Annotated in this window: 24 protein-coding genes and 1 pseudogene; 7 read left to right on the top strand and 18 right to left on the bottom strand. The window is 49.3% G+C overall.

Annotated features, from left to right (window positions below; all coding sequences use genetic code 11):
* Window positions 1-66 precede the first annotated feature (66 nt).
* From radC to sdhC, 11 genes are all read right to left on the bottom strand, one after another.
* A complete protein-coding gene (gene radC / locus LVJ88_RS04410; RefSeq protein ID WP_085417740.1) occupies window positions 67-750 on the bottom strand; it encodes a RadC family protein in 684 nt (227 codons plus the stop codon).
* Between the two features lie 172 nt (window positions 751-922).
* Window positions 923-2,353, bottom strand: coding sequence for a dihydrolipoyl dehydrogenase (gene lpdA / locus LVJ88_RS04405; protein WP_085417739.1), 1,431 nt, complete (start codon window positions 2,351-2,353; stop codon window positions 923-925).
* 70 nt (window positions 2,354-2,423) lie between these two features.
* A complete protein-coding gene (locus tag LVJ88_RS04400) occupies window positions 2,424-2,678 on the bottom strand; it encodes a hypothetical protein (protein ID WP_125940191.1) in 255 nt (84 codons plus the stop codon).
* Window positions 2,679-2,826: 148 nt separating this feature from the next.
* The gene (odhB, locus tag LVJ88_RS04395; protein ID WP_054598556.1) at window positions 2,827-4,014 is read right to left on the bottom strand and encodes a 2-oxoglutarate dehydrogenase complex dihydrolipoyllysine-residue succinyltransferase; all 1,188 of its coding nucleotides are present in this window, start codon (window positions 4,012-4,014) and stop codon (window positions 2,827-2,829) included.
* A 62-nt stretch (window positions 4,015-4,076) separates the two neighbouring features.
* Entirely contained in the window at window positions 4,077-6,911 is a 2,835-nt protein-coding gene (locus tag LVJ88_RS04390; protein ID WP_085417738.1) for a 2-oxoglutarate dehydrogenase E1 component, read from the bottom strand.
* Window positions 6,912-7,112: 201 nt separating this feature from the next.
* Window positions 7,113-8,396 carry a citrate synthase gene (gene gltA, locus LVJ88_RS04385; protein WP_054598554.1) on the bottom strand — a complete coding sequence of 428 codons (1,284 nt, stop codon included), beginning with the start codon at window positions 8,394-8,396 and terminating at the stop codon, window positions 7,113-7,115.
* A gap of 96 nt (window positions 8,397-8,492) precedes the next feature.
* On the bottom strand, window positions 8,493-8,741 hold the full coding sequence (locus LVJ88_RS04380; RefSeq protein WP_085417737.1) for an FAD assembly factor SdhE: 249 nt from the start codon (window positions 8,739-8,741) through the stop codon (window positions 8,493-8,495).
* Between the two features lies 1 nt (window position 8,742).
* Window positions 8,743-9,447 (bottom strand): succinate dehydrogenase iron-sulfur subunit, encoded by a 705-nt coding sequence (locus LVJ88_RS04375; RefSeq protein ID WP_085356387.1) that lies wholly within the window; start codon window positions 9,445-9,447, stop codon window positions 8,743-8,745.
* Window positions 9,448-9,467: 20 nt separating this feature from the next.
* Window positions 9,468-11,231: a succinate dehydrogenase flavoprotein subunit gene (gene sdhA / locus LVJ88_RS04370; protein WP_054598551.1), complete on the bottom strand. Its 1,764-nt coding sequence runs from the start codon at window positions 11,229-11,231 to the stop codon at window positions 9,468-9,470.
* A complete protein-coding gene (sdhD, locus tag LVJ88_RS04365; protein WP_054598687.1) occupies window positions 11,228-11,575 on the bottom strand; it encodes a succinate dehydrogenase, hydrophobic membrane anchor protein in 348 nt (115 codons plus the stop codon). Before sdhD ends, sdhA begins: the two co-directional genes overlap by 4 nt.
* Entirely contained in the window at window positions 11,569-11,946 is a 378-nt protein-coding gene (gene sdhC / locus LVJ88_RS04360; RefSeq protein WP_085417736.1) for a succinate dehydrogenase, cytochrome b556 subunit, read from the bottom strand. The genes sdhD and sdhC overlap by 7 nt, the downstream gene beginning before the upstream one ends.
* Window positions 11,947-12,582: 636 nt before the next feature.
* Between sdhC and LVJ88_RS04355 the strand changes: the two genes are divergently transcribed.
* Together LVJ88_RS04355 and LVJ88_RS04350 are read left to right on the top strand one after the other, a co-directional pair.
* Window positions 12,583-13,563, top strand: a complete 981-nt coding sequence (locus tag LVJ88_RS04355) for a malate dehydrogenase (protein WP_085417735.1) — start codon at window positions 12,583-12,585, stop codon at window positions 13,561-13,563.
* Window positions 13,564-13,839: 276 nt separating this feature from the next.
* The gene (locus tag LVJ88_RS04350; RefSeq protein WP_085417734.1) at window positions 13,840-15,150 is read left to right on the top strand and encodes a sulfate adenylyltransferase subunit 1; all 1,311 of its coding nucleotides are present in this window, start codon (window positions 13,840-13,842) and stop codon (window positions 15,148-15,150) included.
* A gap of 261 nt (window positions 15,151-15,411) precedes the next feature.
* Here LVJ88_RS04350 and LVJ88_RS04345 read toward each other — a convergent pair whose 3' ends face one another.
* From LVJ88_RS04345 to LVJ88_RS04330, 4 genes are all read right to left on the bottom strand, one after another.
* A complete protein-coding gene (locus LVJ88_RS04345) occupies window positions 15,412-16,188 on the bottom strand; it encodes a ferredoxin--NADP reductase (protein WP_054598547.1) in 777 nt (258 codons plus the stop codon).
* 69 nt (window positions 16,189-16,257) lie between these two features.
* A complete protein-coding gene (gene msbA / locus LVJ88_RS04340; protein ID WP_085417733.1) occupies window positions 16,258-18,036 on the bottom strand; it encodes a lipid A export permease/ATP-binding protein MsbA in 1,779 nt (592 codons plus the stop codon).
* Window positions 18,037-18,233: 197 nt separating this feature from the next.
* Complete coding sequence (thrC, locus tag LVJ88_RS04335) at window positions 18,234-19,652, bottom strand: threonine synthase (protein ID WP_085417732.1); 1,419 nt, start codon at window positions 19,650-19,652, stop codon at window positions 18,234-18,236.
* A gap of 93 nt (window positions 19,653-19,745) precedes the next feature.
* Entirely contained in the window at window positions 19,746-20,093 is a 348-nt protein-coding gene (locus tag LVJ88_RS04330) for a hypothetical protein (RefSeq protein ID WP_054598544.1), read from the bottom strand.
* Between the two features lie 307 nt (window positions 20,094-20,400).
* Here LVJ88_RS04330 and LVJ88_RS04325 point away from each other — a divergent pair, with 307 nt between their 5' ends.
* The gene (locus LVJ88_RS04325) at window positions 20,401-21,708 is read left to right on the top strand and encodes a replication-associated recombination protein A (protein ID WP_085417731.1); all 1,308 of its coding nucleotides are present in this window, start codon (window positions 20,401-20,403) and stop codon (window positions 21,706-21,708) included.
* A 21-nt stretch (window positions 21,709-21,729) separates the two neighbouring features.
* Here LVJ88_RS04325 and LVJ88_RS04320 read toward each other — a convergent pair.
* Window positions 21,730-21,889 (bottom strand): annotated as a pseudogene (locus LVJ88_RS04320) (lipoprotein signal peptidase).
* A 179-nt stretch (window positions 21,890-22,068) separates the two neighbouring features.
* Between LVJ88_RS04320 and hscA the strand changes: the two are divergent.
* From hscA to iscX, 4 genes are all read left to right on the top strand, one after another.
* The gene (gene hscA / locus LVJ88_RS04315) at window positions 22,069-23,931 is read left to right on the top strand and encodes a Fe-S protein assembly chaperone HscA (protein WP_085417730.1); all 1,863 of its coding nucleotides are present in this window, start codon (window positions 22,069-22,071) and stop codon (window positions 23,929-23,931) included.
* A gap of 3 nt (window positions 23,932-23,934) precedes the next feature.
* Window positions 23,935-24,510, top strand: a complete 576-nt coding sequence (locus LVJ88_RS04310) for a manganese efflux pump MntP (protein WP_054598541.1) — start codon at window positions 23,935-23,937, stop codon at window positions 24,508-24,510.
* Between the two features lie 294 nt (window positions 24,511-24,804).
* Window positions 24,805-25,146: an ISC system 2Fe-2S type ferredoxin gene (fdx, locus tag LVJ88_RS04305; RefSeq protein WP_054598540.1), complete on the top strand. Its 342-nt coding sequence runs from the start codon at window positions 24,805-24,807 to the stop codon at window positions 25,144-25,146.
* Window positions 25,147-25,203: 57 nt separating this feature from the next.
* Complete coding sequence (iscX, locus tag LVJ88_RS04300) at window positions 25,204-25,398, top strand: Fe-S cluster assembly protein IscX (RefSeq protein WP_054598538.1); 195 nt, start codon at window positions 25,204-25,206, stop codon at window positions 25,396-25,398.
* Window positions 25,399-25,616: 218 nt separating this feature from the next.
* Here the strand turns inward: iscX and LVJ88_RS04295 are convergent, their stop codons facing one another.
* Entirely contained in the window at window positions 25,617-26,141 is a 525-nt protein-coding gene (locus LVJ88_RS04295) for a hypothetical protein (protein ID WP_054598686.1), read from the bottom strand.
* 394 nt (window positions 26,142-26,535) lie between these two features.
* Window positions 26,536-26,694 (bottom strand): hypothetical protein, encoded by a 159-nt coding sequence (locus LVJ88_RS04290; protein ID WP_156300585.1) that lies wholly within the window; start codon window positions 26,692-26,694, stop codon window positions 26,536-26,538.
* Window positions 26,695-26,749 lie beyond the last annotated feature (55 nt).

Raw genomic sequence — 26,749 nt, 5'->3', positions numbered from 1 at the left:
GTTTGAGGCCGTCTGAAAAAAGAATGGCGGAATTATAACGCTTTTCAGACGGCCTTGAATGTGTCTCTACACCGCGCGCATCAAGCCGCGTTCGTGTAAAGACGTTACTCGGCGGGCGGTAACGATGAAATGGTCTAAAAGCGTGATGTCTACCAAATCCAAAGCTTGCGCCAACCTGTGCGTGAAAGCAATGTCGGCATCGGAAGGATCGGGCGAACCGCCGGGGTGGTTGTGGGCAATGATGATACTGCTGGCGTATTCGTCGAGCGCGAGTTTCACGATTTCGCGGGTATAAACGGTGTTTTCGGCCACCGTGCCGCGTGATAATTCGTGCAGGGCAATCAGTTGGTTTTGTTGATTCAGCAACAACGCCAAACTCACCTCTACCCGTTCGTGCGCCAAATGCAGGCGCAGAAAATCGGCAACGTCGCGCGGATTGTTCAACACGGCGGTTTCGCGCAACTCTTCGCCCAATATCCGCCGTCCGATTTCGCGCACCACGGCAAATTGCGTATAGCTCGCCAGTCCCATGCCTTTGTGCGCCGACAATGCTTTGACATCCGCACTCATCAACCGCCCCAAGCTGCCGAACTCGTTGAGCAGATGGCGTGCCAAATCCACCGCACTCATGCCGCGCGTTCCCACCCGCAGCAGCACCGCCAACAATTCGGCATCGCTCAACGCACCCGCACCGCGCTCCAGCAGCTTTTCGCGCGGACGTTCGCCTTCCGGCCATTGTTTGATACTCATGTAAGGTTTTCCCGTCTTGTTATGAAATAATCATAGCATTGATAGTTTTAAAATAACACAAGAGGCCGTCTGAAAAACCTTATTGGGCTTGATAAGAAAGTTTTTTGTCGTATAAATAAAACTGCTCCGGCTAAAAACCGGAGCAGTTTCAAAACATCAGGCCAATCGTCAATTAGCCGTGCAAAGCACGTTTGTCTGCTGCCAAGGCCGCTTCGTGCAACACTTCCGACAAGGTCGGGTGTGCGTGAACGATACGCGCGATGTCTTCGCTGCTGGCGCTGAACTCCATGCTCATCACGCCTTCGGCTACCAGCTCGGAAACCATCGGGCCGATCATGTGAACGCCCAATACGCGGTCGGTTTTGGCACAAGCCAACACTTTTACCGTACCTTTGGCTTTGCCCAAACCTAAAGCGCGGCCGTTGGCTGCAAAGCCGGAAGTGCCTTTTTTGTATTCCACGCCTTCGGCTTTCAGTTGTTCTTCGGTTTTGCCTACCCATGCGATTTCGGGATCGGTGTAAATCACAAACGGAATGGTATTGAAATCCAAATGCGGTTTTTGACCGGCGATACGCTCGGCTACGGCAACACCTTCGTCGCTGGCTTTGTGTGCCAACATCGGGCCGCGTACCACGTCTCCGATGGCCCATACGTTGGGCAGATTGGTGCGGCACTCTCCGTCCACTTTAATGAAACCGCGCTCGTCTTTTTCCAAGCCCACGCCTTCGGCATTCAAACCTTCGGTGTTTGGGATACGGCCGATAGACACGATCAGTTTGTCGAAGGTTTCGGTTTTCGCCCCACCGCCGACTTCGTAAGATACGGTTACACCGTTCTTGTCGTTTTTGATTTCATTGATTTTTACACCCAACTCAATCGCCAAACCTTGTTCTTTCGTGAATACTTTAAAGGCTTCTTTGGCAATTTGCTGGTCTGCGGCAGCCAAGAAAGTAGGCATGGCTTCGAGAATGGTGACTTCAGAACCCACACGTTTCCACACCGACCCCATTTCCAAGCCGATTACGCCCGAACCGATTACGCCCAATTTCTTCGGCACTTCGGTCAGATTCAATGCACCTTCGTTGTCCAATACATTCACGTTGTCGATATCGATTAAAGGCAGAGGACGCGGAACCGAACCGGTTGCGATGATTACATGTTTGGCCTCAACAACTGATTTTTCGCCTTTGTTATCGACTTCAACCTGCCAAACATCGCCGTTACGGCCTTTTAAAGAACCTTTGCCGAACAGGCTTTCCACTTTGTTTTTTTGGAAAAGAAACTTAATACCGCCGGTAAGTTTGGTGACGATGCCGTCTTTGCGTTCGATCATTTTGGCCGCATCGAATTTCACATCGCCCACGGTAATGCCGTGCTCGGCAAAATCGTGTTGGGCGGCATGAAAATGTTCCGAAGACTGCAACAGAGCCTTGGAAGGAATACAGCCGACATTCAAACATGTGCCGCCCAATGCGGGCGCATCGCCTGCTTTGTTTACGCCTGCATCGATACAGACGGTTTTAAAACCGAGTTGCGCGGCACGGATGGCGGCGATATAACCGCCGGGGCCTGCACCAATAACTGCTACGTCGAATTGAGACATGATCGAATCCTTTTTCTCTTTTCATGTTTAAGCCGTCTGAAACACAGCTTGTTCAGACGGCCTGATTATTTTAACGGCATGAATACGGTTGAAAATCTTTAGCCAACTGTTTGCTGGTTTTTTCATGTACGCGGATAACGGCTTTGGGATAAACCTTGCACAATGTGTCGCGTACCAAAGGAACGCCTGCCTTATTGCTGCCCAATTCCACGCGTTTGGTCAGCAAGCGCCCTTTTGCATCATAAGCAGATACCAAATATTGCTCGTTGTTTGTCGAAGCGCACGCACTCAAAAAACATACGGCGCAAAACAAAAAGTATCTCATGAGCCCCCTTGAACATTCCAAAATCTTCGAGCAAACGCCCGAAACCAATATGTTTACTGTATTACTTTATTTTTAATTATAAGCACGGTTTCAAACGGCACAGATTAAATGCCCGGGCCGTCTGAAACCATGTATCCGGCTACACCGCTTACAGGTCAAGCAGCAAACGTGCGGGATCTTCCAACAAGTCTTTGATGGTTACCAAAGTCAACACCGCTTCGCGGCCGTCGATGATACGGTGGTCGTAAGACAGTGCCAGATACATCATCGGGCGTACCACTACTTGACCGTTTTCCACAACTGCACGTTCTTTGGTAGCGTGCATACCCAAAATAGCTGATTGGGGCGGGTTGATAATCGGGGTAGACATCATCGAGCCGAAAGTACCGCCGTTGGTAATGCTGAAAGTACCGCCGGTTAAATCTTCTAAAGCGATTTTGCCGTCTTTGGCTTTTACGGCGTAATCCACAATGGCTTTTTCAATATCGGCAATGCTCATTTGATCGGCATCACGCAGAATCGGCACAACCAAACCGCGCGGGCTGCCGATGGCAATACCGATATCGAAGTAACCGTGGTAAACGATGTCGTTGCCGTCAACAGAGGCATTCACAACCGGGAATTTTTTCAGTGCTGCAACGGCGGCTTTAACAAAGAACGACATAAAGCCCAGTTTCACGCCGTGCTCTTTTTCGAATTTTTCTTTGTATTTGGCACGTAAATCCATAACCGGCTTCATGTTGACTTCGTTAAAGGTAGTCAAAATGGCGTTTTCTTGTTGAGAAGCCAATAAACGCTCGGCAACACGGGCACGCAAACGGCTCATCGGCACGCGCTGTTCGGGGCGCACACCGGCAGGAACGGGAGCGGCAGGTGCAGCCGCTTTCGGTGCTGCGGAAGCATTTTGGACATCTTCTTTCAATACACGGCCGTCACGACCGGATCCTTGTACGGAAGCGATATCGACACCTTTCTCGGCGGCAAGTTTGGCAGCGGCAGGCATGGCCACACCGGCTTGGGCGTTAGATGCCGCAGGAGCGGCGGCGGGGGCTTCGGCAGGTTTGCTTTCTGCGGCAGGCGCAGAAGCTTCTGCTTTGGCTTCGGTGTCGATCTTGGCCAGCAGCTGCTCCGCCACTACGGTTTCACCGTCTTGTGCAACGATTTCAACCAACACACCTGCTTGCGGCGAGGGAACTTCCAAAACCACTTTATCGGTTTCCACGTCGATCAAAATCTCATCACGCTCAACGTATTCGCCTACTTTTTTGTGCCAAGACATCAATGTGCCTTCAGATACACTTTCAGATAACACAGGTACTTTTACTTCAACAATCATTTTATTCTCCGGTAGTGAAGGCCGTCTGAACCGTTTAAACCGTTTTCAGACGGCCCGAATGGTTAGTTCAGATTCATTGCATCTTCAACAAGCTGTTTCAACTGGGCAATGTGTTTACTCATGTAGCCGACAGCTGGAGAAGCGCTGGCCGGACGGCCCGCATAGCTGAGCTTTTGCTGCTCGCCCAAGATTTTTTCGATACGGTGGCGCAACTGGTGGAAAGCACCTTGGTTGCGGGGTTCTTCTTGCGCCCAAACCACATCTTTGGCATTCGGGAATTTATCCAATTCGGCTTTAACTTCGTCGTATGGGAACGGATAAAGCTGCTCTACGCGCACAATGGCAATATCGTTTTCAAGCTTACGTTCCGCACGGCCTGCCACCAAATCGTAATAAACCTGACCGGAGCAAAGAATCACGCGCTTCACGCTATTGTTATCTGCACGCTCCAAGGTATCGCCGATAACCGGACGGAAAGTCGAACCTTCGGTAAAGTTTTCCAACGGGCTCATTGAATCTTTAAAACGCAACAAGCGTTTAGACATAAAGATAACCAATGGCTTGCGGTATGAACGTAATGCTTGGCGGCGCAGAATATGGAACATCTGAGACGCTTCAGACGGCATAACAATCTGCATGTTTTCTTCTGAACACAACTGCAACCAACGCTCCAAGCGTGCAGAAGAGTGCTCGGGGCCTTGGCCGTCGTAACCATGCGGCAGAATCGTTGTTAAGCCGCACAAACGACCCCATTTGGTTTCGCCTGAAGAAATGAATTGGTCGATCACGACTTGGGCACCGTTGGCAAAGTCGCCGAACTGTGCTTCCCAAATAGTCAGCTTATCAGGAGCCGAACAAGCAAAGCCGTATTCGTAAGCCATAACGGCTTCTTCATTCAGAATAGAGTCGATTACCAAAAACGAAGCCTGTCCTTCAGACATGTTTCTCAAGGGCACATAAGCACCGTCATCGCTCTTCTCGCGTTTTTGGTCGTGCAGCACGGCATGGCGGTGTGAGAATGTGCCTCGACCCGAATCTTCACCGGAAATGCGCACACCGATACCGTTGGTAACCAATGCCGCATAAGCCAATGTTTCGGCCATACCCCAATCGATAGGCTGTTCGCCGACCGACATGGATTTACGCGCTTCCAACACACGCTTGGCCGTATTGTGCAACGCAAAACCTTCGGGAACTTGTGTGAATTTATCGGCCAATCGTTTGATGTCTGAAACAGGCAATCCGCTTTCTACTTTTTCACGCCAATCTTGGCCTTGATATTTAGACCAATCTACCCTGTGTTTGCTTTCATAATCGGTTAAGCGTGTTTGTTCGACATGCTCGCCTTTATCCAAAGCATCTCGGTAAGCCTGAATCAAACCTTCGGCTTCATCTGCTTGAATCACATTTTCTGCAACCAGTTTATCGGCATAAAGCGAACGCACACCCGGATGTTGGGCTACTTTCTTATACATCATCGGCTGAGTCAAAGTCGGGTCATCACCTTCGTTATGGCCCAGCTTGCGATAACATACCAAATCGATCACAACATCTTTATGGAATTTTTTACGGTAATCCAAAGCGGCTTGAACAACAAAACACACTGCCTCAGGATCATCTCCATTCACATGGAACACAGGTGCCTCAACCATTTTGGCAATATCTGTACAATAAACTGTCGAGCGCACATCACGGGTATCGGATGTTGTAAAGCCGATTTGGTTATTAATCACCAAATGAATCGTACCGCCGGTTGTATAACCGCGGGTTTTCGATAAATTGAATGTTGCCTGGTTCACGCCTAAACCAATAAATGCTGAGTCGCCGTGAATCAACACAGGCAATACCTGCCCTTGGCCGTTCTCTCCGCGGCGGCGCTGTTTGGCTCGAGTCGAACCTTGCACTACCGGATTAACAATCTCAAGGTGAGACGGGTTAAATGCCAAGGTAACATGAACTGCACCGTGAGAAGTTGCGATATCCGAACTAAAGCCCATGTGGTATTTCACGTCGCCACTAGGCAAGGTTGCCGCAGCGCGGCCTTCGAATTCGGCAAACAGATCGCTGGGCTTTTTGCCTAAAGTGTTAACCAACACGTTCAGACGGCCTCGGTGAGCCATGCCGATAATCACTTCTTCCACGCCATCTTTAGCCACATTCTGAACAAGATAATTCAAACCGGCAATAGCGCTTTCACCGCCTTCGACAGAGAAACGTTTCTGACCGACGTATTTGGTATGGAGATAACGCTCTAAAGTTTCAGCGGCAGTAAGTTGCTTTAAGATAAAACGTTTTTCATCTGCATTGTATTTAGGCGTAGACAAGGCAGTTTCAAAATAATTTCTGATCCAATGGCGCTCTTCGGTATTCTCGATATACATATATTCAATACCGATGTGACCGCAATAAGTCTGTTTCAACTTACTTACGATATCCGATAACACCATTTTGTCACTACCGGCAAAGTCGCCTTTACCGACACTGAATTGGACAGCCATATCAGAAGCATCCAATCCGTGAAATTTAGGATCTAAAGCATCAAGATTGCGGGGAGGCATGCGTTTTAACGGATCAAGATCAGCAGCGCCGACACCCTGAATGCGATAAGCAGACATCATGCGCAATACGCCGACCTGCTTTTTCATCATGTTTTCGTCTAACGTTCCTGCGATGGCAGCAGTAGCTCGTTTTTTTGCCAAATTGGCAAATGATTCTTGAATAGGACGATGGGCAACATCACGTTCTACACCCCCCGGCTGCGCAGCCAAATCAGTAAAATATTGCTTCCATCTTTCATCCACAGATTCCGGATCATTCAAGAAATTTTCATATAATTCTTCTATATAGGGTGCATTAGAGCCAAATAAATAAGAAAAATTCAGCTTGTCTTCCATCATGAGTGTTGCCCTTTAATGAATATAATTAGAGAGTAGAATCCTTATTTTCATGACATAAATCCATGTCTGTTGAAAATATCACCATTCTACTCTCTACGTTTTAAGTTAGCTAATATTTTCTACATTGTTTTTAAAGGTAATTTAATTACACACCCGTATCTGGCCTGCTTTACAGACCAAGGGTTAAAACAATGAGAAATATCAGCGTTTATCGATTGATACATAATCTCGGCGCGGTTCCCCCGTATAGAGTTGACGCGGACGACCGATTTTTTGATTAGGATCGCTGATCATCTCATGCCAATGAGAGATCCAACCTACTGTACGTGCCAATGCGAAAATCACGGTAAACATTGATACCGGAATACCTAATGCAGACAATACAATGCCTGAATAGAAGTCTACATTGGGATACAGTTTGCGTTCTACGAAGTAAGGATCGTTCAAGGCAATTTGTTCTAATTCCATTGCCAATTTAAATTGAGGATCATCCTCCAAGCCCAACTCTTTCAATACTTCATAACAGGTTTCACGCATGATGCTTGCACGCGGATCCATATTGCGGTACACACGGTGTCCAAAGCCCATCAAACGGTATTTGCGCTCTTTTACGCCTTCCATGAACGATGCAACATTTGAAACATCACCGATCTCATCCAGCATCTTCAACACGGCTTCATTCGCTCCGCCGTGTGCAGGACCCCACAAGCTGGCAATACCCGCTGCAATACATGCAAAGGGATTTGCACCTGAAGAACCGGCCAAACGAACGGTAGAAGTAGAAGCATTTTGTTCATGATCGGCATGCAGAATGAAAATGCGATCCAAGGCACGCACTAAAACAGGGTTAGGTTCATAATTCTCGCAAGGAGTGGCAAACATCATGTGCATGAAGTTGGCCGTGTAAGACAAATCATTGCGTGGATAATTGAACGGCAAACCATTGGAATAGCGGTAACACATCGCAGCAATGGTCGGGATTTTAGAAATCAAGCGGTAAATAGCAATTTTACGGTGCTCAGGATCAGAGATTTCCAAGCTGTCTTGATAGAATGCAGACAACGCACCTACTACGCCCACCATCATTGCCATGGGATGTGCATCACGACGGAAACCACGGAAGAACCAAGTCAATTGCTCATGAATCATAGTATGGCGCGAAACAGTGTGTTCAAACTTGGCTTTTTGTTCGGCAGTCGGTAACTCGCCGTAAATCAACAAATAGCAGGTTTCCAAATAATCACTGTTTTCAGCCAACTGTTCAATCGGGTAACCACGGTAATATAACTGGCCTTTATCACCATCAATAAAGGTTATTTTTGATTCGCAACTTGCAGTAGATACAAAGCCGGGATCAAATGTAAACATGCCGGTTCCTTTGGTGAAAGTCCGGATATCAACAACATCCGGACCCAAAGTACCTTCTAAAATCGGCAATTCCAACGATTCTTTACCATCGGCTTGCAACTTAATCGTTTTGGACATCTCTTGCTCCTTTATTTTTCTGTTGAAGTTAGACTCAGTGCATTACCTTTATCATTAAATTCGGCTTTGCTGTTTTCAGACGGCTTCAAATAAAACTTAAGCACGTCTTATTTTTTCCAGAAGAGGAAGGAAACGGGTGTGTTCTGTCTGTTCTTTTTGATTTACCAAAGCTAAAAACTGCTGGTCGGGCAAATCTAAAATTTCAACAAAAACAGCCAGCTCTTCATCATTGAGATTCTGGAATTCTTTTTCCATAAACTTCCCGAGCAGGATATCCAACTCGAGAAGTCCACGGCGCATTTGATACTGTATTCTGCGTTTTGCAGCTTCATCAAAAACAGGCATCTTATATTGCTCGTTTCAACATGATTTCCTTAATCTTACCGATAGCCCGGGTCGGATTCAAGTGCTTCGGACATACGTCAACACAGTTCATAATAGTATGACAACGGAACAACCGATAAGGGTCGTTCAAATTATCCAAACGCTCATTAGTAATAGTATCACGGCTGTCTGCAATGAAGCGATATGCATTCAGCAATCCTGACGGGCCTACGAATTTATCCGGATTCCACCAGAACGAGGGGCAAGCGGTAGAACAGCATGCACATAAAATGCACTCATAAAGGCCATCGAGCTCTTTACGTTCTTCTTGAGTTTGCAAGCGTTCACGATCCGGCGCGGGCGTATCGTTGACAACATACGGCTTGATTGAATGATATTGCTTGAAAAACTGAGTCATATCGACAATCAAATCACGAACGACCGGCAAACCGGGTAAAGGACGCAGTTTAATCGGCTGCTTCAGGCTGCGGATATCGGTTAAACAAGCCAAGCCGTTTTTACCGTTGATATTCATGCCGTCTGAACCGCAAATACCTTCACGGCAGGAACGACGGAAAGACAGGCTGTCATCTATTGCTTTCAGTTTAACGAGAGCATCCAGCAATTTCACATCTGTGGGCTCGATTTCGAGCTCATAGTCCTGCATATAAGGTTTGGCATCTACGTCAGGATTATAGCGATACACCTGAAAACGTACTTTTTCCATGTGTTGTGTTCCTTTTATTATTAGTAAACGCGCTTAGCCGGCTCAATATAATCAACGGTCAGCGGTTTGGTATGAACCGGTTTGTAAGACAAGCTGTTGTCGGCAGTATAGAAAAGCGTGTGTTTCATCCAGTTTTCATCATCACGTTCAGGGTGGTCGTCTGAAGCATGTGCCCCGCGTGATTCTTTACGCGCTTCGGCAGAAACCAGAGTCGCTTTCGCCACTTCCATTAAGTTATCCAGTTCCAAAGCCTCAATGCGCGCAGTATTCCATACTTGGCTCTTGTCTTTGATTTCGGTGTATTTAACACGCTCGGCGAGTTTCAATACTTTTTCCACACCTTCTTTTAAGATAGCATCGGTACGGAATACGCCTGCATGCAACTGGACAGTGCGTTGCAACTCTCGACGCAATTCATCTACGTTTTCACCGCCGGTTTGATTGTTCAGGCGATCCAAACGTTGTTTGGTTAATTCGCCCGCATTATTCGGCAACTCTTTCCATCCGTCTTGCTTATTAATGTACTCAATCATGCTGTCACCGGCAGATTTACCGAACACAACCAAGTCCAACAACGAGTTGGTACCCAAACGATTCGCACCGTGCACGGAAGCACAGGCACACTCACCTGCGGCATACAAACCGTTCACCACAGCTTCAGGATTATCTCCTTGAGGAACAACTACTTCGCCTAAATAGTTGGTCGGGATACCGCCCATCATGTAGTGTGTAGTCGGCACGACGGGAATCGGGTCTTTAATCGGGTCGATACCGGCAAACTGGATAGAAATTTCACGGATACCCGGCAGTTTCTCCATAATCTTTTCTGCACCGATATGGTCGATTTTCAGCAACACATGGTCTTTGTTTTTGCCGCAACCGCGCCCCTCGTAAATTTCCATTGCCATCGCACGGGAAACTACATCGCGCGAAGCCAAATCTTTTACGGTAGGCGCATAGCGCTCCATGAAACGTTCACCGTCGCAATTCAGCAGAATACCGCCTTCACCACGCACACCTTCCGTAATCAATACGCCGGCTCCGGCAACACCGGTCGGGTGGAATTGCCAGAATTCCATATCTTCCAAAGGAATACCTGCACGGGCACAAATACCCAATCCGTCGCCTGTATTCATGAAGGCATTGGTTGACGAAGCATAAATACGACCGGCACCACCAGTTGCAAATAAGACGGCTTTTGCGTGGAAAATGTAAACATCACCGGTTTCCATTTCCATGGCGGTTACGCCGACAACATCGCCGTTATCGTCTCGGATCAAATCCAAAGCAGTCCATTCCACAAAAAACTGGGTATTGGCACGCACGTTTTGCTGGTAAAGCGTATGCAGCATAGCATGGCCGGTACGGTCGGCTACTGCGCAAGCACGCTCAACGGCACGCTTACCGTGTTCCGCCGTATGACCGCCAAACGGACGCTGATAAATCTTACCGCTCTCCACGCGGTCGAAGGGCATGCCCATGTGCTCCAATTCAATTACGGCTTCGGGAGCGCGACGGCACATAAACTCAATTGCGTCTTGGTCTCCCAACCAATCCGAACCTTTTACGGTGTCGTACATGTGCCAATCCCAACGGTCTTCCTGCACATTACCCAACGACGCAGAAATACCCCCCTGGGCTGCCACGGTATGTGAACGGGTAGGGAAAACTTTAGACAATACAGCGGTATTCAAACCGGATTTAGATAACTGTAGGGCGGCACGCAAACCGGCACCACCGCCGCCAACGATAACAGCATCAAATTTACGAACAGGAAAACTCATACAATACCCCAAATTACTTTAACCGAATAAACCAAGCAACCTACCAGCCAAATAATGGTGGCTACTTGTAAAAACAACCGCAAACCAAAAGGCTTGATGTAATCCATCCATAAATCGCGGATACCTACCCAGGCATGCAGAAACAGTGCGACGAAAGTAACTTGGGTAAATACTTTAACCCATGTTTGCGCAAAAAATGCCTGCCATGAATCGTAATCACCCGGCAAGGCAAGTAAAAAGATGATAAAAGCAATTGTGTAAATCAGCATAATAACAGCTGTTGCACGTTGCATCGCCCAATCGCGCAGGCCGTAGTGGGCACCGGCCAATTTGCGGTCTACCATAACCATGCTCCCAATGCTACTGTTGAAACCAATGCTGCCACGAACACCAATTTTGCGGTGGCACGGGCGGTTTGCAGCTCCAGACCTTTATGGGCGTCCAACAACAGGAAACGGATGCCGGCAAAAGAGTGGTGCAGATAAGCCCACAAAAGGCCGATCAATACCAGCTTCACAAACGGATTGGAAACAACGGAACGGTAAGTTTCAAATGCAGCCTCACGGCTCAACGTACCGGCAAGAAACCACAGCAAAAGGGGCAGACTCAAAAATAAAAGAACCCCGCTGATGCGGTGCAGAATAGAAACAATCCCGGGTATCGGTAATCTGATATTGGGGATTTCAAGGAACACAGGGCGCTGCTTCGTCTGCATTTCAATATCCTCTTTACACAGTATATTTTTCTCAAAAACTCAAACCAAAAAGCAGGTTTATGCGCTCGGACTACAACAAGCTACATAAAACTACGTTAAGACGTAATTTACATGTTTTGCAACTGCTTGACCAGTCTTTTATTAGAGTTTTTTGTGAATTTTATGGCGGCTTTAAAGAACAATAAATTTTTATAATTGATTTAGGCACATAAAATTTTAACTTAGCCTGATTTTTCTATCGGTTTTTCACTGAGAACCTGAAAAATCAAAACAAAAGCGGATGTTGAAACCCAACAAAAATACTTGCACACGGCATAAAAAATACTTGTTTGCGGTTTCAAGCAATTACAAAATTTTATTGCCCCATTGTGTAAATTTGGTATGATACGGCGTTGCAAAAAAGGTTTTAATCGTTTTAATCGTCCGTCTGATTATTAAATTATTAAAGGCTTTTTTGCACGGATACAAAATGGTTTCTAATCATTTTGCTTACCCTTGATGACATTCTTAAAATCAATGCTTCAACTGTACTCGCACATTATTTGATAAATTTTAGCCGGATATTGGTGACGAGGCCGTCTGAATCATTTTTTATTATTTGATCACAATCACAAATTCACCCAGGAGAGTTTTGGTATGAAATCACCCGTTCGTGTTGCAGTTACCGGTGCTGCCGGTCAAATCGGTTATGCTTTGCTGTTCCGTATTGCCAGCGGCGAAATGTTAGGCAAAGACCAGCCCGTTATTCTGCAATTATTGGATTTGCCCCAAGCGCAAAATGCCGTTAAAGGCGTGATGATGGAACTTCAAGATTGCGCGTTCCCTCTGCTGGCCGACATGTTCACTACCGACAACCCCGAAGTGGCTTTTAAAGATGCGCAGATTGCTATCTTGGTAGGCTCGCGCCCGCGCAGCAAAGGCATGGAGCGTGCCGACCTACTGCTGGCCAATGCCGAAATCTTTACCAAACAAGGTGCGGCGCTGAATAAAGTTGCCGACCGCAATGTAAAAGTATTGGTAGTGGGCAACCCTGCCAACACCAATGCCTACATCGCCATGAAGTCTGCTCCCGATCTGCCTGCCAAAAACTTTACCGCCATGCTGCGCCTTGACCACAACCGTGCATTAAGCCAAATCGCCGAGAAAACCGGCAAAGCTGTGGCAGATATCGAAAAACTGTGCGTGTGGGGCAACCACTCTCCCACTATGTATGCCGACTACCGTTTTGCCACCATCAACGGTGAAAGCGTAAAAGACATGATCAACGACCAAGAATGGAATGCCAACGAGTTCCTGCCGACCGTAGGCAAGCGCGGTGCCGCCATTATTGAAGCACGCGGCTTATCTTCTGCCGCATCGGCCGCCAATGCCGCCATCGACCATATCCGCGACTGGGTATTGGGCACCAACGGTAAATGGGTGACCATGGGCATTCCTTCAGACGGCTCTTACGGTATTCCCGAAGGTACTATGTTCGGCTTCCCGGTTACTTGCGAAAACGGCGAATACAAACTGGTTGAAGGTTTGGAAATCGACGAATTCAGTCAAGAGCGTATCAATGTAACTCTGAAAGAGTTGGAAGAAGAAAAAGCCGGTGTTGCCCACTTGCTTTCTTGATTGAGGCCGTCTGAAATCAAACGTGTTAACAAACATTCAGTTTGAAAAATCCCCTGATTGGTGCCGTTTACAGTTTCCAATCAGGGGATTTTGTTTGCCGTTAAACCCGTGGGCGATTTCATTATTTTTCAGACGGCCATTTCACAGAAATACAATATTTTCAACTCCAATATAACAAAATCATCTTAAATTAAAACGAACCATTCTTTCCTTTTTTCAGACGGCCTGTTTACAGTAACCATCAGATAACAGGCCATCTGAAAAAAGGATTTTAATATGAACACATCCACCGCACCCCTGCTCCGCTTTATCACCGCCGGCAGCGTTGACGACGGCAAGTCCACCCTTATCGGCCGCCTGCTTTACGACAGCAAAACCCTTCTGGCCGACCAAATAGCCAAACTTGATCAAACCGCACAAAACGGTACCACTCCCGATTTTGCCAGCCTTACCGACGGCTTGGCAGCCGAGCGCGAACAAGGTATTACAATCGATGTTGCTTACCGTTACTTTTCAACGCCCAAACGCAAATTCATCATTGCCGACACCCCCGGCCACGAACAATACACACGCAATATGGTTACCGGAGCTTCCACCGCAGATGCAGCCATTATTTTGATAGATGCCACCCGCGTGGACTTCGATAATGAAAATCCCATATTGCTACCCCAAACCAAACGTCACAGCGCCATCTTGAAACTGCTGGGCTGCCCGAACATCATCGTAGCGGTCAACAAACTTGATCTTCTTGAATTTAATCAACAAAAATACCGAAAAATTACTCAGGCTTACCAAAACCTAGCCGACCGCATCGGCATAAAAGCCGATATACATTTTCTTCCCATTAGTGCGCTGAACGGCGACAACATAGTCAATACCAGCCCCAACACACCGTGGTATGAAGGTCTGCCTTTACTGCCGCTGTTGGAAAGCCTGCCGGCCTCACAAACGGAAACCGATAACCTGCCCGCCTATTTTTCCGTGCAGCGTGTAGCCCGGCAAGACGGCAGCAGCAGCGATGATTTCCGCGGTTACCAAGGCCGTTTGGAAGCAGGCCGTCTGAATACGGGAGACGCAATCCGGGTATTGCCCAACAACAAAACCGCCCGCATTGCCGAGATTCATCTTCCCGGCGGCAAAACCGATTCCGCCCAAGCCGGAGATGTGTTGACGCTAACCTTAGACAGCGACATTGATATCTCTCGCGGCGACAGCATTGTTTCTGCCGACAATCCGATCATTCCCAGTCGGGATTTTCAAGCTGCGTTATGTTGGTTTGATGAAAACCCTCTCAATCTGCGACGCAAATATCTTTTAAAACAAGGCACACGAACCACTCCGGCAAAAATCAGCGAAATTTCATATATATGGGACGTTCACACTTTAAGCCGTGTTCAATCGGCACAACAGCTCCATTTAAACGACATCGGCAATGTGAGTTTGAAAACCCAGCAGCCGCTCAATGCAACGGCTTACAATGAAAACCCTGCCACAGGCGCGTTCATTTTGATAGATGAAGCCACCAATCACACGGTAGCTGCCGGCATGATACGCAATACCCATCAGGAAAGCAGTTTTGAAATTTAATTTATGACAGTCAATCAACTTGAAAATAGTGCGTTCGTCATAATCAGGCTTGCCCCAAGCATGACGGTTTTGCTATTAAAGTTAAGCTGATTGACGATATGTGCACGAAACACTCACGGCCGGCCGATTAAGCAGCCGAACCATAAACAGGCCGTCTGAAATATTATTTCAGACGGCCTGTTTATGGTTCGTGCTTTCTTAACAAGATGATAAACTTTTTGAGTCAACCGTCTTATCAAACACTCGGATTACGCTTATTGGTTATTGGTCAACAAACGCACGTTCGATCAGATAATCGCCGCGCTGCCCCATTTTCGGTGAAACTTTCAAACCAAACTCGTTCAATACCTCGCTGGTATCTTTCAGCATGGCCGGGCTGCCACACAGCATCGCGCGGTCGTGTTCGGGATTCATCATCGGCAAGCCGATGTCTTCAAACAGCTTGCCGCTGCGCATCAGATCGGTAATGTGGCCGCGGTGCGGATATTCTTCACGCGATACCACCGGGTAATAAATCAGTTTTTCTTTAACGATTTCACCCAAATACTCATGCTCGGGCAATTCTTTGGTAAAGCGGTCGTAATAGGCCAAATCTTTTTCATAGCGCACACCGTGTACCAAAATGACTTTTTCAAACTGCTCGTAAACTTCAGGGTCTTTGGTGATGCTCAAAAACGGGGCGATACCGGTTCCGGTTGACAGCAGATACAGATTTTTTCCGGGATTCAAATCACCACAGATCAACGTGCCTGTGGGTTTTTTGCTGATCAATACTTCGTCGCCCACTTTCAAATGCTGCAAACGGCTGGTCAAAGGGCCGTCTTGCACTTTAATACTGAAAAATTCGAGATGCTCTTCCCAGTTGGCACTGGCCACGCTGTATGCACGCATCAACGGCTTGCCGTCCACCATCAAACCCACCATCACAAACTGCCCGTTTTCAAAACGCAATGATTCGTCGCGCGTGCAGGTAAAGGTAAAGTAAGCGTCTGTCCAATGGTGTACAGATAAAACTTTCTGGGTATTGAATGCTGCCATTATCGGTTTCCTAATATTAAATTGAAAAGGCCGTCTGAACGCGCAGACAGGCCGTCTGAAAATCATTATTCACACCGCTGCCTGAACGGTGCCGTCTGAATCTTCGGAGTGTTTATCGAACTGCAGGCTGTGCAGATCGGCATAGCGTCCGCCTTTGGCCAGCAGTGCGGCGTGTGTTCCCTGCTCAACAACCCTTCCTTCGTGCATCACAACGATGTTGTCGGCTTTTTCGATGGTGGAAAGGCGGTGGGCGATAACGATGGTTGTGCGGTTTTGCATCAAAGTTTCCAATGCCGCCTGCACCAAACGCTCCGATTCGTTATCCAGCGCACTGGTGGCTTCGTCTAAAATCAAAATCGGCGCATCTTTCAGAATGGCGCGGGCAATGGCCAAACGCTGACGCTGCCCGCCTGAAAGTTTTAAGCCGTTTTCACCGATTTCCGTCTGCAAACCTTTGGGCATGGCCTTGATAAATTCCCAAGCATTAGCGGCTTTTGCCGCCTGAATAATCTCGGCTTCGCTCACTTTGTTCAGACGGCCGTAAGCGATATTGGCCGCCACCGTGCCGTTGAACAGCACCACGTCTTGGCTCACAAACGCCATATTCGCACGCAGGCTTTCCAGCGTAAATTCGCGCAAATCAATACCGCTGATGCGAATTTCGCCTTCCGTCGGGTCGAAAAAGCGCGGCAGCATATTGGCCAATGTGGTTTTACCGCAGCCGGAAGCACCGACCAAAGCCACCACTTTTCCCTGCGGCACCAGCAGGTTGATACCGTTTAAGCTGTTGCGTTCTGCTTCGGGATAACGGTGTACAACATTACAGAATTCGATGTTGCCGGGCTTGGCGCTTAAAGCCAAACCGCCGCCGTCGCTTTCTTCGGGGGCATCCAAAAAACCGAACACGCTTTCTGCCGCCGCCAAACCGCGCTGGAGCGACTGCATTACGCCCGTCATCCGTTTAATCGGGTCGAACATCATGATCATGCTCGATAAAAAGGCCATAAAGTCGCCGGCACTGAAATCGGAAGAGTTTGCCTGACCCGCCGCCACATACACAATCACAGCCAATGCCACCGATGCCATCAACTGGGTAAAACCTGTGCCGAAAGAGCTGGCGGATACTTGTTTGATGGTGTTGCGGCGCACATTGTCGGAAACGTGTTCGAAGCGTGCCGTTTCATATTTTTGGCCGCCATAAACCTTAATCACACGCGCGCCTTCGATGCTTTCGTTCAACACTTGCATCATTTGACCGAGAAAGGTTTGATTAACCTGCGACAGATTGCGCAAACGGCGGCTGACCAAACGGATGCTGATGGCAACCACTGGCAAAATTGCGAAGGTAATCAGGGTTAACTTCCAATCCAAATACAAGAGCAGACCGAGCAAACCGATAACGCTTACGCCGTCTTTGGCAATAACGGTAATCACGTTGAAACCGGCTTCGGTAATCTGCCCTGCATCGCTCAAGATGCGCGACATGATCCGGCCGCTGCTGTTGTTGCCGAAATAGCCCGACGGCAGGCGCATCATTTTTTCGAACATTTCGCCGCGGACTCTCTGCACCAAATGGCTGGAGAGATAAGTCGTACAATATTCGTTGAGAAAATTAAACAGGCCGCGAATCAGAAACAGGCCCACAATCGCCATCGGCAACCAAGCCATCTTCTGCATGTTTTTATCTACAAAGCCTTCGTTAATCAAAGGCTTAAGCAAATAACCGAAAGCAGGCATGGTTGCCGCCACCACCAGCATCGAAAAAACGGCCACCGAAAATATTTTCCAGTAGTCTTTCAGATACCCCAGCAGGCGTTTGTATAAAACCAGATTGGATTGTTCTTTCATTTGCTCTGCACAATTTCCCGTAAATTGAGCGCAAACACCGAATTTTAAACAAAAATGTTTCTCATCACAATGTTTGCCGATATTGCGGAAGCACCCTTGCCCGTCGGCACATGTGCCCGTTTGCCTTGCTGCTTTCGTGCTTCAGGCATCATCGTCCGAAGGCCGCCCGAATATGTTTTCAGACGGCCTGAATGTCTTTATTTTTCTTTTTCTAAGGTTTCACGAATAATGGTTTTCACGATGTCTGCATTGTTCGGCACCACTTGAACACGTTGCGGCAGTTTTTCCAAGCCTTCCAAGCCGGCGGGGCGCGGTATCTGCACGTCGCCCACGGCTTCGCGGATGGTGTCTTCAAACTTGGCTGCCAGCGCGGTTTCCAAACACACGATGGTCTCGCCCGCCTCACGCACTTGACGCGCCACTTTCACACCGTCGGCGGTATGCGGGTCGATGAGTTCGCCGTCGGTTTGATACACTTCGGCGATGGTACGCAAACGGTCTTTATGCAGGCTCTTGCCCGATACGAAACCGTATTGTTGATGCACTTTTTCGAGCAGCCAATTCAAATCGAAACCTTTTCCTGTGCCGACTTCAGCCCATAACGCTTCGACTTGTGCAGCATCGCGGTCAACCAAATCAAACACAAAACGCTCGAAATTGGAGGCTTTGGAAATATCCATAGACGGGCTGGAAGTGACCATCGTGTGGTCGGCGGTGCGGGGGCGGTACTCGCCGGTTTTAAAGAACTCGTCCAACACGTCGTTTTCATTGGTCGCCACAATCAGGCGGTGGATAGGCAAGCCCATTTGGCGTGCAATATGGCCGGCGCATACGTTGCCGAAGTTGCCGCTGGGCACACAGAAGCTGACTTTTTGTTCGTTGGTGAGGGTGGCATTGAAATAACCGGCAAAGTAATAAACCACTTGTGCCAAAATGCGCCCCCAGTTGATGGAATTGACCGTGCCGATATGGTATTTCTCTTTGAAAGAAGCGTCATTTTGCACGGCTTTTACAATGTCTTGGCAGTCGTCAAACATGCCTTTTACGGCGATATTGTGGATATTGTCGTCTTGCAGGCTGAACATCTGCGCACGTTGGAACGCACTCATTTTGCCTTCGGGCGACAGCATGAATACATGAACGCCTTTTTTACCGCGCAAAGCATATTCGGCGGCCGAACCGGTATCGCCGCTGGTGGCGCCGAGAATGTTGAGTTTTTTGCTTTCTTTGTTCAGCACATATTCAAATGCGTTACCTAAAAACTGCATGGCCATGTCTTTAAACGCGAGCGTCGGGCCGTTGGAGAGGGCTTGGATTTTGATGCCGTCTGAAAGCGTGCGCACCGGCGTGATGTCTGCCGTGCCGAAAGCTTCGGCAGTGTAGGTGCGGTTGATGATGTCGCGCAGGTCGTCGGCGGGAATATCGGTGACAAACAGGCTCATGATTTCAAAAGCCAATTCGGGATAGCTCAAGCCGCGCCATTTTTCCAGCGTTTGACCGTCAATCTGCGGATAGCTTTCGGGCATCATCAGGCCGCCGTCGGGAGCGAGACCCATCAATAAAACTTCGCTGAATGCTTTATGTGCGGTTTGGCCGCGGGTGCTGATATATTTCATGATTTCTTTTTGTATTCTGAGAAAGTTAGGAAATTAAAGCTCGTTTTACCGTTCAGACGGCCTATACCCAAAGAGGCCGTCTGAATCATATTTTCACTCACGCATCAACCGCTTGACGCACGCCGTAACCGTTTTGGCCGTTACCGAAGCGGCAGTTTGCGCGCGTGTATTGGGGTTAACGATTTTAATCAGCTCTTCGGTTGTTACCTGATTGAGCACTTCTTCGCTGGCGCAACCGCAGATTTTGTTTTCCCATTCGCGTTGCTGCTGCGCCGTCATCACCAAAGCGGCCAGCTTCCATTCATTGCGTTTATTCAATTCTGTGCGGCATTGGTTTTCTACAACGGTTTTAACAATGCCGTCGGTTCTTGCTATGCCGTCACCGCCGGCAACACAGCCGCCCAGTAATAAAACACCCATCAAACCTGTTATTTTCTTCATGGTTTTTTCTTCCTTAAAGCCAACCGGCAAGCGGTATTCGGAGCCATTGCGGCAAACGGCGGGGCTTTCGGCAAAGTGGCCGTCTGAAACCCAATCAAGCCGGTATTGTACAACATCAGGCTGCCGCTTACACGATTATATACGGCGGCAAAATCCTTCAACCCAACCCGAAGCTTTCTGCCTGCATTGCCCTCTGTTTATCCGCCATAGCCAATCAGCTTAACATTTACTACGGCCTTGCTGCCTTGTATTAAAAATAAGTTGATTGACTATATAATAACAGGCCGTCTGAACAGAAAAGCACGCCATGACCGATCTCTTCACCCGCCAACCCGATGCACCTTTGGCCGAACGCCTGCGCCCGCACTCACTTGACGAAGTGATCGGGCAGCAACATTTAATCGGCGAAGGCAAACCGCTCCGCGTGGCCGTAGAAGGCGGCAAGCCGCATTCCATGCTCTTGTGGGGGCCGCCCGGCGTCGGCAAAACTACGCTGGCACGAATTTTGGCACAAAGCTTCAACGCCCAGTTTCTGCCCGTATCGGCGGTTTTTTCGGGCGTGAAAGATATCCGCGAGGCCATCGACAAAGCCGAAATGGCTCTGCAACAAGGCCGATCCACCATTTTATTCGTCGATGAAGTCCACCGCTTCAACAAAGCCCAGCAAGACGCTTTTCTGCCGCATGTTGAAAGCGGGCTGTTAACCTTCATCGGTGCCACCACCGAAAACCCTTCTTTTGAAGTTAACCCCGCCCTGCTCAGCCGCGCCCAAGTGTATGTTCTGCAATCTTTAAATCCGCAAGACATGCGGCAACTAACAGACAAAGTGCTGGCCTTGCCCGAATACACCGGTTTCGATCTCACCGAAGACGCACGTTCGCTACTTACCGATACGGCCGACGGCGACGCCCGCCGCCTGCTCAATCTGCTCGAACAACTGTTGCGCGCCGCCGGCACACGCCGTCTGAAAACACTGGATGCCGCTTTCTTGGCCGAAAGCCTCGGCGCACAAATCCGCCGTTTCGATAAAGGCGGAGAAAGCTTCTACAACCAAATTTCCGCCCTGCACAAATCGGTTCGCGGCTCGCACCCCAATGCCGCACTCTATTGGTTCTGCCGCATGCTCGACGGCGGTGCCGACCCGCGCTACCTGTCCCGCCGCATCATACGCATGGCTTGGGAAGACATTGGCTTGGCCGACCCCCGCGCCATGCAGATTGCCAACGAAGCCGCCGCCACCTACGAACGCTTAGGCTCTCCCGAAGGCGAACTCGCGCTCGCACAAGCCGTGCTTTATCTGGCCGCAGCCGCCAAATCCAACGCAGGTTATACAGCATATAATCAGATGCGTGAGTTTGTGAAGCAAAACGCCAGCGACGAAGTACCCGTCCATCTTCGCAACGCCCCCACCAAACTGATGAAAGACTTGGGCTACGGGCGCGAATACCGATACGCGCACGACGAACCCCACGCCTATGCCGCAGGCGAAACCTATATGCCCGACGGCTTGGACGAACCCGACTTCTACCAACCCGTACCGCGCGGGCTGGAAATCAAAATCGGCGAAAAACTGGCTTGGCTGAAAACACTGGACGAAAACGAAGAATCACATTAAACAACCCGAATCCGCGCCTTTCTACAGAAACATACCGATACCTTTGCCAACCCTCGGATGTGGATGCAGTTCAAGGCTTAGCAGCACAGCGTGTGCAGACATATTCATATATAAGGCTAAGCGAGCGGGCAGCGCACAACGCAGAAATACGCCGCAGATAAGGGTTCGGCAAAGGTGTCATACTATTGATTTATACTATCAAGCCAATACCTTTCGGCAACAGCATGCTACGGTTTTCAAGCCTCAACCGGCCTTTCAGACGGCCTACCTTCCAATTCCCGACAAAACTACTCAACTACCTTCTGCAAATCTGCTAAAATACGCGCCGACAAAAATAAAATTTTCAAAGGCACACAAAACATGGCACTTCTGCAAATCGCCGAACCCGGCATGTCCGCCGCACCGCACCAACACCGCCTAGCCGTCGGTATCGACTTAGGCACCACCAACAGCCTTGTCGCCTCCGTTAAAAGCGGCAGTGCCGTTTGCCTGCCCGACGAACAAGGGCGGGTAACGCTGCCTTCCGTAGTGCGCTATTGCGAAGACTCCCGCTCCGAAGTCGGCTACGATGCGCTCAAAGCCCAAAAAATCGACCCGGTCAACACCATAAGCTCGGCCAAACGCCTTATCGGCCGCACGCTGGAAGATTTAAAACACGACCCCCATTACCTGCCCTACCGCTTCGGCAGCAACGAACGCATCATCGAGCTGCACACCCGCGCAGGCGACAAAACGCCTATCGACGTATCGGCCGACATTCTCCGCGCCTTAAAACAGCGTGCCGAAGAAAACCTCGGCGGAGAACTCGTAGGTGCCGTGATTACCGTGCCCGCCTATTTCGACGATGCCCAACGCCAAGCCACCAAAGATGCCGCACGGCTGGCCGGATTAAACGTTTTGCGCCTGCTCAACGAGCCGACCGCCGCTGCCATTGCCTACGGCTTGGACAACGCATCGGAAGGCACGTTTGTGGTGTACGACCTCGGCGGCGGCACATTCGACGTATCCGTATTGCAGCTCACCAAAGGGCTGTTTGAAGTGAAAGCCACCAACGGCAACAGCGCACTCGGCGGCGATGATTTCGATCACCGCCTGTTCTGCTGGCTGCTCGAACAAAACGGTTTGTCCCAACTCAACGAGCAAGACAGCCAACTGCTGCTCAGCCTCGCCCGTGCCGCCAAAGAAACCTTGACTACCGACACCAGCGCCACCGTGCGCACCGTGCTTTCAGACGGCCGCCAAGTCGATACCACCGTTACCCGCCAAGGATTCCACACCCTTACGCAACATCTGGTTGCCAAAACCATCGAGCCGGTAAAACAGGCTTTGAAAGACGCAGGCGTGGGCAAAGCCGACGTAAAAGGCGTGATTATGGTGGGCGGTTCCACCCGCATGCTGCATGTTCAGCAAACCGTGGCCACTTTTTTCGGCCAAACGCCGCTCAACAACCTTAATCCCGACCAAGTGGTCGCACTCGGCGCAGCGATGCAGGCCAATGTGCTGGCGGGCAATAAAAACGAAGACGAATGGCTGCTGCTCGACGTTACTCCGTTGTCGCTCGGCCTCGAAACCTACGGCGGGCTGGCGGAAAAAATCATCCCGCGCAACAGCACCTTGCCCACCGCCCGTGCCCAAGAGTTCACCACCTTTAAAGACGGCCAAACCGCGATGACCATCCACGTGGTGCAGGGCGAGCGCGAACTCGTATCCGACTGCCGCAGCCTAGCCAAATTCACCTTGCGCGGCATTCCGCCGATGGTGGCCGGCGCCGCGCGCATCCGCGTTACCTTCCAAGTGGATTCAGACGGCCTGCTTTCCGTGTCCGCCCGCGAACAATCCACCGGCGTGCAGGCGCAAATTGAAGTGAAGCCTTCCTACGGCCTCGACGACGAAACCATCACGCAAATGCTGAAAGAGAGCATGTCGAACGCCTCCGACGACATGGCCGCCCGCGCCCGCGCCGAAGCCGTTGTAGAAGCCGAAGGCCTGATTGCAGCCGTAGAAGCCGCATTGGAAATGGACGGCGATTTATTAAGCGAAACCGAACTTGCCGCCATCCGCGACAGCATCACCGCTTTGCAGAATCTTGTTGAAACCGGCAAGGCCGACGAAATCCGCAACGCCGTCGCAGCCCTCGGCCACACCACCGACGGCTTTGCCGCCAAACGCATGGATAGAAACATCAAACGTGCATTAACGGGGCAAAAAGTAGAAGATATCTAAGACATGAGCACCTACGCCCTTATCGTGCTGGCCTTTGCCATGTCTATGGATGCCTTTGCCGCCTCCATCGTCAAAGGTGCGGTAATCAACAAGCCCAATGCCCTGAAAATAATCAAAATCGCTTTGATTTTCGGCATTGTCGAAACCATTACCCCGCTGATAGGCTGGGCCGGCGGCAGAATGGCTCAAAAATTTATTTCCGATTGGGATCATTGGATAGCATTCGTTCTATTGTCGGCACTCGGCTGCAAAATGATATACGGCGCCCTTTTCCAACAAAATGAACCGGACTGTAAAGCCCAATCGGGGAAATACGGCTTTTTGATGATTGTTGCCACTGCCGTTGCAACCAGCATTGATTCGATGGTTGTCGGCATCAGCCTGGCGTTTCTGAATGTCAACATTATTGCAACCGCCCTGTTAATCGGCATGGCCACCACCTTAATGTCTGCCCTCGGTATCGTTTTGGGACGTTTGTTCGGCAAAGCGATGGGGAAACGGGCCGAAATTTTGGGCGGTATCGTGCTCATACTGATAGGCTCGTCGATTTTGATCGAACATTTAGAACTGTTGGCTTAAACATCCGCCAACCAAACCATAAACCCGACCTGTCGGCAAAACAGCAAAGGCAATACCCCGTTTGCCCGTTTTTTTGCCGCTTAATTTAAAACATTAATAGTAACCCCGGCAGACCCTCTGCCGCATCGGGTAAAATACAGCCAATAAACTTATTTTTGATACAAGGCTGCAAGCACCGCTTCAGCGGCTTGCACAAGCGTTGCTCTCTTTGAGTTAAGGCTCAGCAACGCCGTAGCAGAAATAAAGTTTATTTGCCATAACGCCCGAAAAAAACTTTATCCCAAGAGAACACACATGCCGAAAGTAACCATACTCCCACACGCCGAACTCTGCCCCGAAGGCAAAATCATCGATAACGCGCCCGAAGGCCAAACCATTTGCGATTTACTGCTCGACCACGACATCGAAATTGATCACGCCTGCGAAAAATCCTGCGCCTGCACCACCTGCCACGTCATCGTGCGCCAAGGTTTCGACAGCTTGGAAGAGCCGTCTGAAATCGAAGAAGACCTGCTCGACCAAGCATGGGGTTTGGAGGCAGAATCACGTTTGAGCTGCCAAGCCAAAGTAGCCGATGAAGATTTGGTGGTAGAAATCCCCAAATACACCATCAACCACGCGCGCGAGCACCATTAAACAGAAAGGCCGTCTGAGTACAGTTCAGACGGCCTCGACACAGCAAAGGAACACATTATGAAATGGACAGACACCCAACGCATTGCCGAAGAACTTTACGACACCCACGGCGACATCGACCCGAAAACCATCCGCTTTACCCATCTGCGCGACTTGATTCTCGCCCTGCCCGATTTCGATGACGATCCCGCCCGTTGCGGTGAAAAAATTCTCGAAGCCGTACAGCAAGCATGGATTAACGAGGCGGAATAAACATCTTTCAACTTTTAATTTGAACATAAATGCAAATGCCGTTTAAGGGTTAGCTAACGTAACCAATGCAGGCATATCACGCATCAAGCAAAGCCGGCATCGTACAACGCAGAAATACGCCGCAACCGGCGTTTTGCAAAGGTGTCGGCCGTCTGAAAAAAAGCTGCATCCCAATAAGATGCAGCTTTTTTTTAGACGGCCATACAAAACCGGATGGATTACATCCTTCCCAACTCGCGTTGCAGCGCCTGTATATTTTGCTGGCGGTCGAGTACGCTTCCTTGAAGTTGGCTGATTTGCTGTTGGTCTATATTGCCGTTTTTTGCCGCGCGTGCAGATGCTAAAGACTGTTGCGCTTCCGATAATGCTTTGCGCTCATTGGCTAATTCCTGCTCCAGAATCGAACGGCGGCTGTTGCTTGCAGACGATTTCGGTGCAACGGGCACAACAGGGGCTTTAGCGTGTTGCGGAGCTGCTTTAACATAGTTTTTAGAAGCATGCGCTTTTTCCGCCGGCTGTTTTTTGGGCTCGGCCGCTCTACTTTGGGTATATTGCGGCTGATCGTAACGGCTGCTGCTGTAACGGCCGATAGAAGGCAAATCGGCTGCTTGGCAATTACCCAAACGCTTGGAAGTGTAGGTAATCTGGCCATTGACGACACAAGTATAAATCTTTGCCGATGCCGTCTGAATGCCGGACAAACCCAACAGTAAAAATACGCTTATCCCGATTAACTTTTTCATATTATTCAAAACATCTTTAAATACAAGAATCAACAGTAAACCGCTGCGGTTGTTGCCGCCTTTCTGCCGAGCGGATGTTCAGACGGCTGCCGTGATCAAGCCGAAAAACCGATTACTCTGCAAACCGCTCAATCTCAAAAATCCATAAACGGATATGTGTGGGCAATCAACAGACAGATGAATAAAAGCAGCTTAGAAACACCAAAGCTGCTTTACCCGATAGGCCGCCATATCGCACCGTACGGCAAGCCGGACGAGAAGCAGCTTTATTCATATTTGCTTTGCCCAATCACGCCCGCACATTTTGTTTAAAGCATATTTTCCAAACAAACAGGCAAGCGGGCGGAAGCATAATCGATATGCATGAATCCTGCAATCTGCACATCCGATTAAATTAATCGTTTACCGCATACACAGCCGAAGTTTGTGATTCTGCTGCCGATTCGGCATCACACAGAGATGAAAGATGCTCTTTGACCTCCCCTTGATCAGACAGAAGCGCTTCGCTGGCCGCCAGCAAAAGAATGGCCTGCTTGAAAGATGTATAAGACATAATGAGTAAAACCCCGTAGTTTAAAATTTAATGGTTATATTAGGACGCATCTCAA

This window comes from Neisseria dumasiana (assembly GCF_022870885.1).
Lineage (GTDB): Bacteria > Pseudomonadota > Gammaproteobacteria > Burkholderiales > Neisseriaceae > Neisseria > Neisseria dumasiana.
Note: the sequence above shows the minus strand (reverse complement) of the source record. Positions and strands in the feature narration are given on the sequence as shown.